This window comes from Bacillus timonensis (assembly GCF_000285535.1).
Lineage (GTDB): Bacteria > Bacillota > Bacilli > Bacillales > Bacillaceae_L > Ferdinandcohnia > Ferdinandcohnia timonensis.
This window is the reverse complement of the sequence record NZ_HE610988.1, coordinates 430214-445072: the sequence shown is the minus strand read 5'-3', so window position 1 is coordinate 445072 and position 14859 is coordinate 430214. Positions and strand designations below refer to the sequence as shown.

Sequence of the window (14859 nt, the reverse complement as noted above, 5' to 3'; positions counted from 1 at the left end):
ACACTCCTTATGCTCAGTCTAAAAAACGTTTGCGAACCTCTGGGGAAGGAAGCATACAGCTTTCCTTTTTTCCGAACCATTTATAACGATTATTGGCAATTACATGATAAAATATATCCCGGATTGGTGCTGGTATAAATCTAAAAATAAAAAGTAAACGATATGGACCTTTTAGATTCCGACAGACCCTAAGTGCCGCAGTCGATTTTGTATAATAACGATCATCTTCAATTAATATAAAACTAGTAAGGTCGTCAGGAACCCTGTGTTTTTTCAATAATGCCTTACCAGCTTCACTTTGAAGGGATGCGAAATGGTATCGTTGTAACGAATCTCGTTTCAGGATAAACTGAACACTTTTATCGCAAAAATTACAAACGCCATCAAACAAAATAATCTCATTCATGGATATACACACTCCCATGTTTTCCTTACTAATATCATATCACGGGATTTAGAATTTGTTGAAACATAGAATACGTTGAATTTCCAATCTAACAAGACTAAACTATACATGATAAAGCGATATGATGGAAATGATTCATGAAACAGACAAATTATTATAGGTTCATAATTTTTTAAAATATGATAAACTTGATTAGTTAGTCTTCAAAAATAAAGATTGGGGATTTTATATGTCAGATTCAAAATTACTGCGTGGGACATTTGTTTTAACCCTTGCTACATATATTTCTCGAGTACTTGGAATGATCTATGTCTTTCCATTTGTTTATTTAGTTGGGAAAATTGGAACTGCCCTTTATCAATATGGGTATGCACAATATACAATCTTTTTATTTATATCAACAGCGGGAATTCCTGCTGCTGTTTCAAAATTTGTTTCGAAATATAATTCGTTAGGTGATTATCATACCGGAATACGGATGTATAAATCCGGGCTAATCGTAATGGGATTAACAGGTATAGTAAGTTTTACAATCCTTAACTTGCTCGCACCAATCCTTGCCCCAATTGTTCTTGGTGGAGAAAATGCAGTCAATACGGTTGAAGATGTTACATATGTCATTCGAATGGTGAGCTTTGCCTTACTTGTTGTTCCAATCATGAGCATTCAACGGGGCTTTTTCCAAGGGCATCAATCAATGGGGCCAACTGCTGTTTCACAAGTTGTGGAACAGATTGTTCGTATCCTATTTGTTCTGGCTGCAACGTTTATTGTGATAAAAGTAATCGATGGTGGACGAGTTTTCGCGGTTGGATTAGCTACGTTTGGAGCATTTATTGGTGCACTAGGAGGACTCGCCGTACTCCTTTGGTATTGGTTTAAGCGAAAACCATATTTAGATGAAATGCTCACAAAAAGCAGACCGCAAACGGAAATGACAATAAAGGAAATGTATAAGGAGCTGCTCTCCTACGCAGGACCTTTTGTCATAGTGGGATTATCTATTCCTCTTTATCAATATGTTGACCAATTAACCTTTAACAGGACAATGATGGCTAATGGAGTTGATAAAGATGTATCAGAGGGATTATTAGCGTATGTATCCTTTATGGTTCCAAAATTAGTCATGATTCCAGTATCTTTGGCAACTGCATTTAGTTTGACGCTCGTTCCTACAATTACAAATTCATTTACATCTGGAGATTTTAAACTGCTTAGAAGTCAAATTGATAAGACATTTCAAATTTGTGTCCTGTTGGTTTTACCTGCAGTTGTTGGCTTATCAGTCTTAGCGTACCCAGCCTTTAATGCACTATTTGAAATGAGTGAGGCTGGCGGTCGAATTTTACGATGGTATGCTCCTGTTGCAGTACTATTCTCATTCTATTCGATTTCAGCAGCCATTTTACAAGGTATTAATAAGCAAAAATTTGCAGTTGTGAGTTTGTTTATGGGACTCATCCTTAAGATTTGTTTTAATAGTCCGTTTATCGCTTGGTTCGGTGAAATTGGTTCAATTCTAGCTACAGCCTTAGGATACACGGTCGCAATCGCATATTGTTTTTGGATGATTTCAAGACATGCTGGATATAATTATTCAATGTTTGCCAGAAGATCGCTATTAATGGCTATTTTTGCGACATTTATGGCATTTGCGATTTTCTTAATAGAATGGTTATTATCATTTGTTGTCAGCTATGATAATGGCAGAATGCAATCAGTCCTTGTTCTTATAGTGGGAATTGCTGTCGGGGCCGTTGTGTATTTATACTTAGCTTATCGTTCGCGACTATTGGAAGTCCTAATTGGCAACCGCTTTGCATTTTTATCACGAAATAGAAAGAAGGCTGTGCACTAGTGACAGCCTTTTTTGTAGATTAGGAAACTACAATTTATTGTGTGAGGATTGAGTTTTCCAAAGGGTTAGAAGGTTTTATACGTGTTAGCCTTGGAAAGTACCAAAGCCTAGACGACGCTCAATACGGTCAACCCGGCGATTTAATCGGTCAATCTGATTTTCAAGTCTTTGCATTTGACGCTCAAGACGTTCAATACGGCGGTCTACATTTCCAACACCACCGCCACCAGGAACTCCTGGGAAGCCAGGGAAGAAGCCCTGAGGTTGTTGACGATAATCATAATCATAATAATACATTGTGGTATCGCTCCCTTTTCTTTTTAAAAAGTACAGTAACAGTGTATGTATTGAGGGCGTTTGTGCAATGAATAAAAAGCCTATTCTAATAAAGATGGGTATTCGCGGATTTAACATAATTCAGTAGGGTTTGAATCCACTACATAAAGTTAAAGCCTCTGGCGGATGCCACGAATTTTCGGACAAGCTCGAAAAATTCGAGCGCATATATGCCAAGGTGTATTTGATAGGAGGTACTTACATGCGAATTGATAAATTACTTGCTAATCGAGGGTTCGGAAGTCGGAAGGAAGTAAAAAGCTTGTTAAAATCAGGAACCGTTCAAATTAATGGAGTTCCTGTTAAAGATTCTAGTAAGCATGTAAAAGTAGAATCTGACACAGTCACCGTTCATGGTGAGGTGGTTGAATATAAGGAATTTATCTATTTAATGCTGAATAAACCTCAAGGAGTTATTTCAGCGACTGAGGATTATCTCCATGACACCGTCCTTGATTTATTGGAAATGGAAGATACCGTTTATAATCCATTTCCTGTTGGTCGTTTGGACAAGGATACGGAAGGGCTATTGCTGCTGACCAATGACGGCCAGCTAGCCCATCAACTGCTTTCTCCAAAAAAACATGTTCCCAAAACATATCATGCCGTTATTGAAGGTGCTGTAACAGAAGAGGATGTGGAGGCTTTCCGTAACGGGGTTACCCTCGAAGACGGCTACGAAACGATGCCAGCAGTTCTAACAATCATAAGCAGTGGATTGCGCTCTGAAATCGAAGTTATCATTGAAGAAGGAAAGTTCCATCAAGTAAAACGGATGTTCGAAGCAGTAGGGAAGCGTGTCATCTATTTAAAAAGAACGAAAATGGGACCGTTGCCACTTGATGAATCACTTGAACTAGGAGAATATCGTGAACTAACTGATGATGAGGTCATGCAACTAAAAAATTACACGAAAAATTAACTAGGGCTGCCAGTAAGGCAACCCTTTTTCGTCTGTATATATGTTTCTTTATATGTATCTGTATGAATAGACTTTCTATTGTGAAGTATTTTGCTACCTTCTTCATGCGCCCCTTGTAAATTTTTGCTATGAAATTTTGACTTTCTTCTTTGTGATTGTCCATTTTCCTCGACTAGGGCTGCGAACCAAATCATTATATGCTAACACATTCAAATCACGTTGAATGGTTCTAGATGTAATTCCAAATTCATCCACAAGCTCCTGTGTTGTTACAGTCCCTTTTTCATTAATAAACATGTAGACTGATTTGATACGAGTTAACATACGGTTTGTTGAAGGTTTCAAAAAACCACTCCTTATCATTTTTGTACATGGAAACATGCCTCAGTCTTACCTACGATCAACTACAATCAAAATTAATATCCAAAAATAACGATTGGCAACAAGTATTTATATTTTATACAAACAATTTCGTATATATGTCCCATATCACCTCATCTCTTAACAGGTGCGTTTGCTATATATATATAGTTGTTTCTGAATAGTATGACTATTTCTACATAAATTGTCAAGAATCTTCAATTTACTTCTATTATTATCATAAATTATTTCTACTATTCTGTTTTTTACATTTTTATTACAGTTTGGTAAAGCATCTTAATGGTTGGAACTTTTATTCGTGCATTTCGTATGTAAAGGTGGAGGGATTGTTTATGGACCAGACTTTATTGGATGTCTCAATACAGAATTCAGGGTATGAAGAAAATAATAAAATTGTTGAGGAGCTTTCTTTTTCCATAAATCGTGGAGAAATTGTTGGGCTTATAGGACCGAATGGTGCAGGTAAAAGTACCACGATAAAAACGATTCTGGGATTATTAGAAAATTCAAATGGAAAAATCGACTTTATCAATAATCATACATATGCATATATTCCGGAAAGACCAGTCTTCTACGATGAATTAACTTTATGGGAACATCTCGACTTAGCAGCAGGTGTTATGGAGATAGAAGATGAGGAGTTTAAAGAAAGGGCAATGAAGTTAGTAAAGCTTTTTCATATGGGGAAAGTAATTCATAAGTTTCCCAGTACGTTTTCAAAAGGAATGCAGCAAAAGGTAATGCTTATAACAGCTTTTTTAATAAAACCGGATATTTATATTATTGATGAACCATTTGTTGGATTAGACCCGATGGCGATGCAGGATTTTTTAACACTTATTGATACGGAAAAAAAGCGTGGTGCAGGTATCTTAATGAGTACACACGTCCTAGATACGGCTGAAAAGGTATGTGATCGTTTCCAGTTAGTAGCGGGTGGAAGGCTTAAGGCCGAGGGTAATCTTGAAAACATTCGTATAGAAGCCAAACTACCAGGGGCTTCCCTGTTACAGTGTTTCAACCAAATTGTACAAGGTGAAACGTCTGATGAATAAACGTCTATTTAGAACTCGACTTCGTAAAGAGATTGGGTATCAATGGGGTGTATTTAAAAGTGTAGTAGACTGGACGATTTTCCTTTATTTATTCATTCCTGCCCTTGCGATAGGGGGCTATCATTATTATATATGGTGGTCTGAAATTCCAAGCTGGATGAATGGAATCCCACTATCCTTTATCTTTCTTTTGCTATACCTTTTTTGCTGGGAGGGACGCATTCGGACATTTTTGGAAGAAGCGGATCAATTGTTTTTATTACAAAAACGGCCACTTATTATCGATTTGAAAAAATGGACAAGAAATCTTTATGTGACCGGTTATAGTGTAGGAATTGTATTTCTTTTTGGTATATTGGCACCTTTTTTATTCAATCATTACAATCTATCCTGGAGTGATATTCTCGCTTTAGCCTTTTATTTTGTCAGTTTAAAAGCACTCATTCTTGGATGGAAGCAATACTTAGATGATATAAGTTCAACATGGAAAAAGGGCCTTTACACGATTGTCCTTTTCGTTGCATTTGGGGCTTTTTCCTTCATGCTTGTAAAATGGGCCTTTTATGCTTCTGTTTTATTATTATTCGCAATAAGTCTTTTTCATTGGGCTTTATTTTTGTTGAACTCCTTCAGAAGGATAAACAGACTTACAACATTTTCTAACGATGTTGTTATTGAGAAACAAACAAAGCTTAAGTATGTAAAAAGTATTTTTGCTTTTTCCGAATATGTAGAAAAAGTTCCAAGCGAAAAGAAGCGAAGCCCCTTATTTTATCGGAACTCAAAACGAATTTATAAAAAACGAAATCGGAGGAAGAGCCTGCAAGAATTATTCATAAAAGCATTTTTTAGGAATAAGACCTATTTGTTGCAATGCTTACAAATCTCAAGTATCTCAACGGTAGCCTTGTTTGTCATACCGCCAATTTGGATCAAATGCATTATCTTTTTTGGTTATATTATCATGGTAAGAATATGGGTAAAGATTGTATATAACCGGATTATGTCTAACCATTTTATCGTAAGCGTAAGAAAAGATGATATTATTCGCGCTCAGGCGGAACACTATAGTGTGAATTTCATTTCTGTTCCTGTAATATCAATAGTAGGGCTTGTACTAATTTTGATTATATTGTAAGGAGAATTCATATGGAACAAATCAATTGGCTTGAAGAAGTCACAAAGCGTAAAGACCAACTTATAAAAGATACCCAAGGCTTTTTGAAAATAAAAAGTGTCCTTGATGAAGAAAATGGAACTCCAGCTGCCCCGTTCGGGACTGGCATTGATGATGCTTTGCATTACTTATTAGATAAAGGTAGTGAAGATGGCTTTACTTCAAAAAATCTAGATGGTTATGCAGGACATCTTGAAATGGGTTCTGGAGATGAACTTATCGGAATCCTATGTCATATAGATGTTGTGCCAGAAGGGGATGGTTGGTCAGTTGATCCATATGGTGCTGAAATTCATGATGGTAAATTAATTGCTAGAGGTTCGTTAGACGATAAAGGTCCAACAATGGCTGCTTATTATGCAATGAAAATAATTAAAGAACTAAATCTTCCACTTTCAAAGCGGGTTCGCATGATTATTGGTACAGACGAGGAAAGTGACTGGCGTTGTGTTGACCATTATTTCAAACACGAAGAAATGCCGACAATGGGCTTTGCACCAGATGCCGATTTTCCAATCATTTATGCTGAAAAAGGGATTGCGGATTTTGATTTGGTTCAAAAATCGGACCTGTCGTCTAATAGCGACCTTTGCTTAGAATCATTTAGTTCAGGGCGTCGATACAACATGGTTCCTGATTTCGCAGAAGCAAAGCTTGAAGGTAAAGGAGATCTTCAAGGGATGGTGACGGAATTTCAAGAGTTTGTACAGAAAAACTCACTAGTGGGTCGTGGTATATGTGATGAAGACACCGTTATTTTTCAGTTAGAAGGTGTATCTGCTCACGGAATGGAGCCTGACCATGGGAAAAATGCCGGCTTATACTTAGCTTCCTTTTTACAAAAGTATTCATTAGATGAAAAAGCAAAGCATTATTTGAATTTTGTCAATGAATATTTTGTAGGTGATTCACGGGGAAGAAGTTTAGGTGTTGCTTATAGCGACGATATTACAGGTGATCTAACCATTAATGTTGGCAAGCTTTCTTATACTCCTGAAAAAGGAGGGAGCCTTGGGCTTAACCTACGGTATCCTGTTACGAATAATATGGATGACACAAAAAAGAGTCTTGAGGAGGTTTGTAAAAAGGTTAGCTTTGAGCTTACCAATTTCAGTGATTCTAAACCGCACCATGTGGACAAGGATCACCCATTGATTCAAACTCTCCAAAAAGTCTACGAAGAGCAAACAGGTGAAGAAGCAACGTTAGTTTCGATAGGTGGAGGTACATATGCAAGATCGTTAGAAGCTGGAGTGGCCTTTGGACCATTGTTCCCGGGGCGCCCTGATGTTGCACATCAAAAGGATGAGTTTATTTTAGTCGATGATTTAGTAAAAGCAACCGCTATATATGCTCAGGCAATATATGAATTGGCAAAATAAATAGTAAAGTAAGTGGCCCGCCATGGTTGGTGGGCTTTTATGTTGTTTGTACTGCTAAAATCGATAGAAATAAAATAAAGTCGTGAAAAAACGACTTCAAAGATTGTCAAAATCACTTTTAAAACACACACACCATTTGATGAAAATATCCTAAAACAATATGAGTTAAATCGTCCTGTAATCGGTATTTCACCCCTAGTTTCCCTTTCCAATAAACTTTGCTAAAATTATTGAATAACAAATGTTAAAAAAGGAGCTTTCAAATGGAGCATCAAACCCATTATTTTCTTGCGCTTGCACTCCCAGCTCAAACAAAAGAACTTTTATTTAAATGGAGAGAAATGATTGAGCCACGACTCCCTTTTAAGTCTTGGGTTCATCCAGAAGATTTACACATTACCCTTGCTTTTTTAGGTGGGCAGGCATCTTTTAAACAGCTGACTGCAATCAAAAAAGAAATGCCGGAAATCGCCAATAAGCACTCCAAATTCACGCTACAGTTGAGTGGGTTAGGTACATTTGGGAAATCAGATTCGCCTCGAATCCTATGGGCAGGGGTAGAGGAAAGCGAGCCATTACGAACACTTCAAAAAGATGTTTATCAAGCCTGTACGGATTTGGATTTTTCACTTGATAAGCGAACCTTTACTCCACATATTACAATGGCGAGAAAATGGAAGTCGGAAAATCCATTTTTGCCAACACAGCTTAATGAAATCGTACAACCCAAGGAAGAACAATTAATTTTTAAAGCAGAGCATTTTGTGTTATATCAAACTCATATGCAACGAATGCCTAAATATCAGCCGCTGTCTATTTTTACCTTGAGCTAAGAAGGGAATTTTCCGATGAGATATGTTAGGATTTGTTTCCAAATCGCGATTCTATATCTAATTTATTGGGTAGGTACCTTGATACAAGGCCTATTACATACGTCCATTCCAGGAAGTATAATTGGGATGACTTTGTTATTTATCTTGTTGCAAACAAAGATAATTAAGGAAAAATGGTTAGGAGATGGAGCACAATTTTTGCTTAAGTTTTTGGCTCTGCTTTTTGTACCTGCAACAGTTGGAATTATGGACTATTTATCCTTTTTTAAAGGAAAGGGCTTTATTACGGTTGCTATTGTGTTAGTAAGTACATTTCTAGTTATGATTACATCAAGTGTAGTTGGTGAAAAAATAGCAGCTAGGAAACAACAAAAACAAGGAAAGAATATCGGGGAGGGCTTTGGAGCATGAATACTGTATATACTATTGCTTCAATCGTAGGTACAATTGCCATCTTTATGTTGATGACACGCCTTTATAACCGATTTGCCCACCCATTACTTGTACCAATTGCCACGACTACCTTTGTAATCCTTATTTTCTTACTCACTTTGTCCATACCATATGAAACGTATATGGTGGGTGGTAAATGGATTGATGAACTGCTCGGACCTGCCGTCGTGGCGTTGGCCTATCCTTTATATCGAAACCACGAATCATTAAAGCAATTTTTTATTCCAATTTTAATAGGTGTCTTCGTAGGTTCAACAATTGGAATTGTAACAGGTATTTATCTTTCAAAAATAGCAGCAATTAATCCTGAGATTATCCTTTCCATTGCTCCTAAATCTGTTACAACACCTGTGGCAATGGATATTGCGAGTGTGACTGGGGGAGTTCCAGCACTAGCGGCTGTATATGTAATGATTGCCGGAATTTCGGGTGCCATGTTTGGTCCTCTTTTGTTAAAAATAAGTAAGGTTACTCATTTTGTTGGAATTGGTTTAGGTTTTGGAACAGCGTCGCACGGTATTGGGACGTCAAGAGCATTGGAACTAGGTACGAACGAAGGAGCAATCAGCTCAATCGCAATGATTTTAAGTGCTGTGTATACATCAATTATGTTGCCAGTGTTGGTTTCTTTTTTTCTATAGATTAGAAGGCATAAATTTGACCAAGGTTTTTATGTCTAGCTGGCGCCATCGGCTCTCGGGTCTAAGCCAATCGCTTCTGAAGGTAAAGTGCATCTTCAGAAGCGCTCGTCTTATGCTTGTCGCCGATAAGCAGGCGCCTTGTGCTTTTCTTATAATGAGGTGTAATAAAGTTGGGACAATTAATAAAATTGCAGGATTATATATCTAGGTACGAAGTCGATATGTTTCGTTATCCTGGCCAGTTTATTCGTGTAAAAAGACAACAATGGGAGAAGACAGTGTTAGAGAAACAGCAGTTTCTAGATCATATCTTTGAATTCCAAATGAAGTGGGCAAGTTCCACAGTTCGAGACAAATCCTATATAGATAAGGAATTTTATAAGGATCCGAACTTAAAATATTTTCTACAACGTTTTCCAGATACGTATCTTGTGTTATACAAACCTATTTTTAAATTAAAAAAAGCACCAGTTGAAGTAGAAATTATACTAATTAGTCCTATGATAACTTGGATTATCACAATCCTTGAAGACAAAGAAAACAGTGTTTTTTTAGGGTCACATGAAAGATTTTGGACAGAGCGAACAGGAAAACATGAAAAAAAAGTGTTATCTCCAATGATTGAACTTGATCGGATGGATGGAATTATCCGTACGATTTATTCCGCATATGGTATCGAACTGCCGATTCGTAAAGTGATTTTGAATCGTACAGGTTATTTTGATTTTCCACTTGTTCCTTATGATGTGGAATTAGTAGAAAAGAGGAATTATGAAGAATGGTTTACTTCTTTACGGAATATGAGGTCACCGTTAAAACATATGCAATTAAAAGCGGGTAACGCTTTATTGCAACACTGTCAGACAGTATGTGTTCGTAGAATGGAGTAGGGTGCATAAGGGTGCACCTTCTTTTTTGTGTCTAGTTTCAGGTGCCGCAGGCTCTTTGGTCTAGACAAACGCTTTGGAAGGTAAAATGCACCTCTTTCAGCGTTTGTCTTATGCTTGTCGTCGATTGGCAGAACCTTGCGTTTTTTTCTTGGTTGTCAACTTTTTAATTATAAAATACTATTAAGTCATGAATGTCGAATTCTTCAGGGGATAAACTATGAAACTATTGATTTTTATTGTTAATCAAAATGCGGGAAATGGGAATGGAATGAAGGTTTGGAACAAGATTAAGCAAGAACTTGAGAGGAAAAAAGTCTATTACCGCTCGTTCTTTACAAAGTACCCAAACCATGCTGAGGAACTGGCACGACAAATAGGATCCATGTTTGAAGACAAGGTTGAGGCTGTTATTGCAGTCGGTGGAGATGGGACTATTAATGAAGTTGTCAATGGGATGGTATATTATCCTGATATTAAGGTTGGGTATATCCCAGCTGGTTCTGGAAATGACTTTTCAAGGGGATTCAAGGTTCCAAAGTCACCACTAGGCGCACTTTCCTTTATCATTCAATACAAAACCAGTAAGGGGAAATTGTCTGACATCGGAAAATGCAAGGTGCGAGGAAAAACAAAAAGTTCGTATTTTGTGAGTAGCTTAGGTACAGGTTTTGACGCAGCGGTTTCAAAACTAACAAATGAGTCAAAAATGAAAAAGTATTTAAATAAAGTTCATTTGGGGTCTTTAGCCTATGTCGGTGCCCTTATTCGTCTTCTTTTTACCTATAAACTTACGAATGCCACAATAAACGTTGACGGCCAAGATTATCAATACGAAAACGTTTGGTTTGTAACCATTTCAAATCAACCTTTTTATGGGGGGGGTATGAAGATTGCACCAAAAGCAAAGACAACAGATGGATTGTTGGATGTTACGGTCGTTCATAACCTTTCAAGAATGAAGCTTCTGGTTGTATTTGTGACGGTATTCTTCGGAGCACATACAAAGTTTAACGAAATTTCTCAGCATATAGGTGCCACGATTCGTGTTGAATCAGATGAAGAAATGTTAGTGCATGCTGATGGGGAGTTACTTGGAAAAGGCTCGGTTCAGGTTGAAGTTCAACAAAGAAAAATGAGGTTTTTGGTAAAATAAGACTAATTGGTATCATTTTCTAGTGATAATTACCCTGTTTTCTAAAGCAGAAAAGTTACTTTTTCTTGACTTTAATTGTAAATGAACGCTAAAATTTAATAAGATAGCTATTGTTATATAGATCGTCAATAGCTGTCTTTTTTAATGTCTAGCTCTGGCGCTATCGGCTTGAGGTCATAAGCCAATCGCTTCAGAGGGTGAAGTGTACCTTCTGTTAGCGCTCATCTTATGCTTGTCACCTAAGGCTGAACACCATGTGCTTTTCTTATTTTACATTTATTAGGAAATGTTGTGTTGAAATTGGAGATAAACTGGCTTACATACGTATTAGACAACGAGTGGGAATTCTCCCCAGCAGGTGGTGCAACGGGAGATGCGTATTTTGCCCAATTAAATGATAAAAAAATATTTCTGAAAAGAAATTCATCCCCTTTTCTGGCTGTTCTTTCCGCGGAAGGAATTGTACCAAAATTAATTTGGACGAAGAGACTCGAAAATGGCGATGTTGTGACTGCTCAACAATGGCTCAGTGGTAGAGAATTAAAGCCGGTTGAAATGAATGGGGAAAATGTAGCGAACTTGCTTAAAAAAATTCACCAGTCGAACGAACTTTTAGAAATGCTAAGACGTATAGGAAAGAAGCCGATAGAAGTCGATGATGTATTCCATGAAGTTGTACGTAATCTGCATCCGGATTTATTAAAACTTGATATTGTTAATAAAGCTATCAAATTCTTGGAGCAAGAAGTCGATAACGTTAAAACAGATCAAAATGTTGTGTGTCACTCCGATGTTAATCATAATAATTGGTTATTATCAGACAATGATGAGCTCTATTTAATTGATTGGGATGGAGCGATGATTGCAGACCCTGCAGTAGATATTGGCATGCTTTTACATTGGTATATAAAAAAAGAAGACTGGCCAAAATGGATCAGTCTCTATGGAATGGAACTAACGGAAAACTTACTTCTCCGGATGAAATGGTATGTCGTTGCACAAACATTGCATCTTACCGGTTGGTATCGGTCCAAAAAGAAGAATAAAGAAGTCCTTCATTGGTTGCAATATTTACAACAGTTGTTATGAGAACTGGTCAATATCAGTAATCCACTGACTGATTTGATTTTGGTGTGACTCAATGTGGTTATCAAGATGCTGGGTATATTGACCTTGCTGACTATAGGAATATACATCAGTTAATACTTGTTTAACGTTTTGGTCAATGTTTGGATTTGCAAGAAGGGATTGAATTAATCGACCTAATTGCTCACATTCAGATACTGTACCACAGCAATCCATTTGATGATTGGATAAAATATCTGTTAAAAGGTCCAATTGATGTGAATGATCAATAGGCATAAAAAACACTTCCTTTTTGATTTTGTCTATATACTACATTTCCATGAAATGACCTTTTTTATACGATGGAAACGTAAACTCGCTCATAGGCGGGTTTTCGTTTTATAATGACTAGAAAGCCTTGCGCGAATGGTGAGGACATGTTATTCTTTTGTGCGAACAACTTGATGTTTAGAAAGTCTGGTAAAAATGACACATCGAATTTCTTCGTTGGCTTGCTTTTCCGTTCCTTGGAAAAGAAAACCACTTTTCCGGCGTGCAAGATCGTCTGCTCACGTATTAAAAGCATACGCTCCGCTACTCAAAGCTACATCGCCTCGAACTTCTTGGTCCTTTTTACCCTCCTTTTTTGAACACACATTTAAATGAGGTGGCAATTATGCGTTTACGCAATAAACCGTGGGCGAAGGAAAGGTTAGCATCATACCCACAATACGTAATCGAAAATCCTGATGAACAAAAAGGAAATTGGAAACAAGTTTTTGGAAATGATAATCCGATACATATAGAAGTAGGGACTGGCAAAGGCAGATTTGTGACTGAAATGGCAAAAGCTCATCCAGATATCAATTATATTGGGATTGAATTGTACGAAAGTGTTATTGTTTCAGCTTTAGACCGTGTCATTGAAGCAGAAATTCCAAATATCAAATTATTAAATCAAAATGCTGTAAACCTTAGAACCTTTTTTGAAAAAGGTGAAATTGAACGGGTTTATTTAAACTTTAGTGATCCTTGGCCAAAGACACGACATGAAAAACGTCGCTTAACATATAAAACATTCTTACAAATGTACGAAGACATTCTAGTTGAAGAAGGAGAAATCCATTTTAAAACAGATAATCGTGGATTATTCGAATTTTCATTAAAAAGCTTCTCAGAATACGGACTACTACTAACATTTGTGAGTTTGGATCTGCATAAATCGGACTTTGAAGGTAATATCATGACGGAATATGAAGAGAAATTTTCTGAAATGGGCCATCCCATTTATCGTTCAGAGGTTCAATATCAAAATAAAAAAGAGTAAATTTTCCATGAGTCATTTGGCTCATGGTTTTTTGTTTTATAAATTTTCTTAATAATGATAAAATGAAAGCACGATTAAAAGAAGGGTGGGGAAAGAATGGAACAACTTACAATTGGTGATATTACACTTACTTGGCTTAATGGCGGTGTAACAAATTTAGATGGAGGAGCCATGTTTGGTGTCGTACCAAAGCCATTATGGTCGAGAAAATATCCGCATAATGAAAAAAATCAAATTGAACTACGAACTGATCCAATTCTTGTAAAGGCAGGTTCAAAATATATTTTGGTAGAATCAGGAATTGGCAACGGGAAGTTAACAGATAAACAAAAACGAAATTTTGGGGTTCTTGAAGAATCTTCACTTGATAAATCATTAGCAGAACTAGGACTTACAACCCGTGATATCAATGTTGTTCTCATGACTCATCTTCATTTTGATCATGCATGTGGTCTTACAAAATGGGAGCAAGGTAAATGGGTCCCTTCTTTTGAGAACGCTGTCATTATCGTTTCAGATGTGGAATGGGATGAAATGAGAAATCCGAATATCCGTTCAAAGGCCACGTACTGGAAGGAGAATTGGGAAGCAATTGAACATCAAGTGAAGACATTCTCGGAAAAGATTGAAGTTGTCAAAGGAATTACAATGGTACATACAGGTGGTCATAGTGATGGTCATTCCATCATTCTATTTGAAAGTAATGATGATCAAGCGATACATATGGCCGATATTATGCCAACTCATGCACACCAAAATGTTTTATGGGTTTTGGCGTACGATGACTATCCAATGAAATCAATTGAACAAAAACAAAAATGGATGGGTGAAGGACTAGCGAAGGAAGCATGGTATGTTTTTTATCATGACGCTTATTATCGAGCAATCAAGTGGAACCAAGCTGGAGAGGTTATTGATTCTTTGAAAAGAAACCGAGAATAAAAATAAGCTTATAAGATATTCTTATAAGCTAAAAGTAG

At 36.9% G+C, this 14859-nt stretch carries 17 protein-coding genes; 13 read left to right on the top strand and 4 right to left on the bottom strand.

Annotated elements, in window-relative coordinates; translation table 11 throughout:
* Positions 1-13: 13 nt before the first annotated feature.
* Complete coding sequence (locus tag BTHG_RS19760; protein WP_010678480.1) at positions 14-406, bottom strand: thiol-disulfide oxidoreductase DCC family protein; 393 nt, start codon at positions 404-406, stop codon at positions 14-16.
* Positions 407-635: 229 nt separating this feature from the next.
* Between BTHG_RS19760 and BTHG_RS19755 the strand changes: the two genes are divergently transcribed.
* A complete protein-coding gene (locus BTHG_RS19755) occupies positions 636-2264 on the top strand; it encodes a putative polysaccharide biosynthesis protein (protein ID WP_010678479.1) in 1629 nt (542 codons plus the stop codon).
* An 84-nt stretch (positions 2265-2348) separates the two neighbouring features.
* On the opposite strand, the gene BTHG_RS19750 is transcribed toward BTHG_RS19755, so the two are convergent.
* On the bottom strand, positions 2349-2561 hold the full coding sequence (locus BTHG_RS19750) for a hypothetical protein (protein ID WP_010678478.1): 213 nt from the start codon (positions 2559-2561) through the stop codon (positions 2349-2351).
* Positions 2562-2802: 241 nt separating this feature from the next.
* Between BTHG_RS19750 and BTHG_RS19745 the strand changes: the two genes are divergently transcribed.
* Positions 2803-3522: a pseudouridine synthase gene (locus BTHG_RS19745; protein ID WP_010678477.1), complete on the top strand. Its 720-nt coding sequence runs from the start codon at positions 2803-2805 to the stop codon at positions 3520-3522.
* Positions 3523-3648: 126 nt separating this feature from the next.
* Here BTHG_RS19745 and BTHG_RS19740 read toward each other — a convergent pair whose 3' ends face one another.
* On the bottom strand, positions 3649-3867 hold the full coding sequence (locus tag BTHG_RS19740) for a DeoR family transcriptional regulator (RefSeq protein WP_010678476.1): 219 nt from the start codon (positions 3865-3867) through the stop codon (positions 3649-3651).
* 368 nt (positions 3868-4235) lie between these two features.
* On the opposite strand from BTHG_RS19740, the gene BTHG_RS19735 reads away from it, so the two are divergent.
* The 9 genes from BTHG_RS19735 (at position 4236) to BTHG_RS19695 (ending at position 12576) form a co-directional block, all read left to right on the top strand.
* Positions 4236-4958: an ABC transporter ATP-binding protein gene (locus BTHG_RS19735; protein WP_010678475.1), complete on the top strand. Its 723-nt coding sequence runs from the start codon at positions 4236-4238 to the stop codon at positions 4956-4958.
* The gene (locus BTHG_RS19730; RefSeq protein WP_010678474.1) at positions 4951-6096 is read left to right on the top strand and encodes an ABC transporter permease; all 1146 of its coding nucleotides are present in this window, start codon (positions 4951-4953) and stop codon (positions 6094-6096) included. Before BTHG_RS19735 ends, BTHG_RS19730 begins: the two co-directional genes overlap by 8 nt.
* An 11-nt stretch (positions 6097-6107) precedes the next feature.
* The gene (pepV, locus tag BTHG_RS19725) at positions 6108-7517 is read left to right on the top strand and encodes a dipeptidase PepV (protein ID WP_010678473.1); all 1410 of its coding nucleotides are present in this window, start codon (positions 6108-6110) and stop codon (positions 7515-7517) included.
* 263 nt (positions 7518-7780) lie between these two features.
* Positions 7781-8350, top strand: coding sequence for an RNA 2',3'-cyclic phosphodiesterase (thpR, locus tag BTHG_RS19720; RefSeq protein WP_010678472.1), 570 nt, complete (start codon positions 7781-7783; stop codon positions 8348-8350).
* A gap of 15 nt (positions 8351-8365) precedes the next feature.
* Positions 8366-8761 (top strand): CidA/LrgA family holin-like protein, encoded by a 396-nt coding sequence (locus BTHG_RS19715; protein ID WP_010678471.1) that lies wholly within the window; start codon positions 8366-8368, stop codon positions 8759-8761.
* Positions 8758-9444, top strand: coding sequence for an LrgB family protein (locus tag BTHG_RS19710; protein ID WP_010678470.1), 687 nt, complete (start codon positions 8758-8760; stop codon positions 9442-9444). The genes BTHG_RS19715 and BTHG_RS19710 overlap by 4 nt, the downstream gene beginning before the upstream one ends.
* 170 nt (positions 9445-9614) lie before the next feature.
* Entirely contained in the window at positions 9615-10334 is a 720-nt protein-coding gene (locus tag BTHG_RS19705; RefSeq protein WP_010678469.1) for a hypothetical protein, read from the top strand.
* 217 nt (positions 10335-10551) lie between these two features.
* On the top strand, positions 10552-11487 hold the full coding sequence (locus BTHG_RS19700; protein ID WP_010678468.1) for a diacylglycerol/lipid kinase family protein: 936 nt from the start codon (positions 10552-10554) through the stop codon (positions 11485-11487).
* Positions 11488-11787: 300 nt separating this feature from the next.
* Positions 11788-12576, top strand: a complete 789-nt coding sequence (locus tag BTHG_RS19695) for a phosphotransferase family protein (RefSeq protein WP_010678467.1) — start codon at positions 11788-11790, stop codon at positions 12574-12576.
* Here the strand turns inward: BTHG_RS19695 and BTHG_RS19690 are convergent.
* Entirely contained in the window at positions 12571-12849 is a 279-nt protein-coding gene (locus tag BTHG_RS19690) for a YtzH-like family protein (protein WP_010678466.1), read from the bottom strand. The two genes, BTHG_RS19695 and BTHG_RS19690, sit on opposite strands and share 6 nt — an antisense overlap.
* Before the next feature lie 379 nt (positions 12850-13228).
* Between BTHG_RS19690 and trmB the strand changes: the two genes are divergently transcribed.
* The gene (trmB, locus tag BTHG_RS19685; protein ID WP_010678465.1) at positions 13229-13879 is read left to right on the top strand and encodes a tRNA (guanosine(46)-N7)-methyltransferase TrmB; all 651 of its coding nucleotides are present in this window, start codon (positions 13229-13231) and stop codon (positions 13877-13879) included.
* Positions 13880-13975: 96 nt separating this feature from the next.
* Positions 13976-14821, top strand: a complete 846-nt coding sequence (locus BTHG_RS19680; RefSeq protein WP_010678464.1) for a YtnP family quorum-quenching lactonase — start codon at positions 13976-13978, stop codon at positions 14819-14821.
* Positions 14822-14859: the final 38 nt, after the last annotated feature.